Here is a 2,153-nt window from a genome sequence, read left to right on the forward strand (position 1 = left end):
CTTACCAGCAGGGCCCGTACGGTCAGGGTCCTTACCAGCAGGGCCCGTACCAGCAGGGGCCCTACGGTCAGGGGTATCCCGAACAGAAATCGCGGCTTGTGGCAGGACTGCTCGGAATCCTTCTGGGATCGCTCGGCATCCACCGTTTCTACCTGGGCTACACCACCATCGGCGTCGTGCAGATCATCGTCACCTTCGTGACTTTCGGGTTCGGGGCGCTCTGGGGGTTCATCGAGGGCATTCTGATCCTCGTCGGAGCACAGACCTTCAGCAGGGACGCGCGCGGAATTCCACTCAAGGAGTAATACGCCGAAGGAGTAGCACGCCGTCCGGAACCATTGCCGGCCGACCGGGCGAGGGTTCCTATTGGAAGTCCGGTCCGAGCACGGCGGTGAGCAGCGGCCCTACCTCGGGGTCCATCACGACGGCGTCGATGCCGAGGGCCCCGGCGAGTTCCCGGGCGGCGGACTGCTGATCGGCACCACTATGGAAGACCGTCGAGGCCTGAACCGGCTGCCCCGGCCAGTTGCCGGCGATCGCCCCGGTCCACCCCTCCGCCGTCAGCCGGCCCACCGCGGTGGTAGCGAGCCCTGCTGTTCCGGTGGCGTTGAGCACGTTGACGGCCTGGGTCTGATCTACTGCAGCAGAGGGAACCCCCTCCGGCCCCTGGTCCTGCGGAACCGGTGTGGGGCTATCGGCGGCCGCGTCTGCGGAATCGGACCCCAGGCCGGGATCGCCCGAGGCCGACGGTGCGGCGCCGTCTACGGAAGCGGTGCCCGCTGCGGCGTCGTTGTTCGGACCCGCATTCTCCAGTCCGAGCCGGGGAAGCAGGAAATAGGCGGCGAGTCCCACGAGCAACGCCAGCACTCCCACCACGATCTTCAGTGCAAGCCCACTGGATCGCTCGGGCATCAATCGCTCACGGTGGACTCCCTGCCGATCGACGCTGATCGACACTTCGTCGAACTCGTCCGCGGGATATTTCGTCATATGCGTGTGCGGTCCTTGGCTGTTGGTCAGATGTCGACGCCGAGCCGGCGTGCCGAGCGGGCACGCTGCCGGGTTGATCGAAGTCTACGCAGCCTTTTGACGAGCATCGGGTCATGGGCGAGTGCCGCCTCCGTGTCGATCAGCGCATTGAGGATCTGGTAATAGTGGGTGGCAGACATGTTGAAGAGCTCCCGGATCACCTGTTCCTTGGCCCCCGAGTATTTCCACCATTCACGTTCCAGTGCCAGCATCCGCCGGTCGCGGTCCTCGAGAACGAGCGCGTCGGTAGGCGAGGGCGAACTGTCCGCCGCACCCAGTGCTTCACCCATCGAGTCCACCGCCCAATCCGTCAACTCCAGCCATTCCGCTCCCTGCCTCCGGCAGGACCACCTATCCATGGTAGTCGCGAATTTCAACAGTGTCATTTGAAGGGCCTGCCACATCCGATCGGCAAGAATGGAACCATGGATCCCGACGATGACATTGGCGGCACCGACAGTCGCAGCAGCCCTTTCGCCTTCGCCGCTCCCACCCCCATCCGGGAGATGATGGCGCCTGACTGGGCTGAGGCGCTTCATCCTGTGGAGCCGGCACTGCACCGACTCGCCGGAATCCTCACCCGGGATGCCCACGCCGGGCAGCGGATTCTTCCCGAGCCCCCGAACATCCTCCGTGCCTTCAGCTATCCGCTGGCGAAGGTCAGGGTGGTCGTCGTGGGGCAGGACCCCTACCCCACCGTGGGTCATTCCGTGGGCCTTGCGTTCGCCGTCGATCCCGACACGAGACCCCTGCCGCGGAGTCTCGTCAACATCTACCGGGAGCTTTCGTCGGACCTCGATCGAACAGTGCCGGCCACCGGTGACCTCTCCTTCTGGTCGGAGCAGGGTGTCCTGCTGCTGAACCGGGTGCTGACCGTGCGGGCCGGTGAGTCCGCCTCACACCGGAACCTGGGATGGGAGGAAGTAACCGATGCGGCGCTGACGGCCCTCGCGGCCCGGGGCGGCCCGCTCGTGGCCGTCCTGTGGGGCAGGGATGCGCTGAAGATGAAGCCCCTGCTCGGCGATACACCGACGGTCGAATCCGCCCACCCCAGCCCCTTGTCGGCGTCGCGCGGGTTCTTCGGATCCCGGCCGTTCAGCAGGGTGAACGAACTGCTGCGGCTG

Annotated in this window: 4 protein-coding genes; 2 read left to right on the forward strand and 2 right to left on the reverse strand. The window is 65.8% G+C overall.

Annotated features, from left to right (window positions below; genetic code table 11):
* On the forward strand, positions 1–305 hold a 305-nt coding region (locus tag Y705_RS17830), incomplete at its 5' end, for an NINE protein (RefSeq protein WP_253908513.1).
* 58 nt (positions 306–363) lie between these two features.
* On the opposite strand, the gene Y705_RS0106065 is transcribed toward Y705_RS17830, so the two are convergent.
* Both Y705_RS0106065 and Y705_RS0106070 read right to left on the reverse strand, forming a co-directional pair.
* The gene (locus Y705_RS0106065) at positions 364–990 is read right to left on the reverse strand and encodes a LytR C-terminal domain-containing protein (protein WP_026532211.1); all 627 of its coding nucleotides are present in this window, start codon (positions 988–990) and stop codon (positions 364–366) included.
* Positions 991–1,016: 26 nt separating this feature from the next.
* Entirely contained in the window at positions 1,017–1,319 is a 303-nt protein-coding gene (locus tag Y705_RS0106070) for a DUF3263 domain-containing protein (protein WP_026532212.1), read from the reverse strand.
* Between the two features lie 135 nt (positions 1,320–1,454).
* On the opposite strand from Y705_RS0106070, the gene Y705_RS17835 reads away from it, so the two are divergent.
* Positions 1,455–2,153: uracil-DNA glycosylase (locus Y705_RS17835; RefSeq protein WP_081737834.1), on the forward strand; the 699-nt coding region annotated here is incomplete at its 3' end.

The organism is Arthrobacter sp. H41 (assembly GCF_000520535.1).
Classification (GTDB): Bacteria; Actinomycetota; Actinomycetes; order Actinomycetales; family Micrococcaceae; genus Arthrobacter_D.

Excerpts from the sequence above, each read along its gene's own strand:
- Y705_RS0106065 (WP_026532211.1), bottom strand. The coding sequence starts at position 990 with ATGACGAAATATCCCGCGGACGAGTTCGACGAAGTGTCGATCAGCGTC.
- Y705_RS0106070 (WP_026532212.1), bottom strand. The coding sequence starts at position 1,319 with ATGGGTGAAGCACTGGGTGCGGCGGACAGTTCGCCCTCGCCTACCGAC.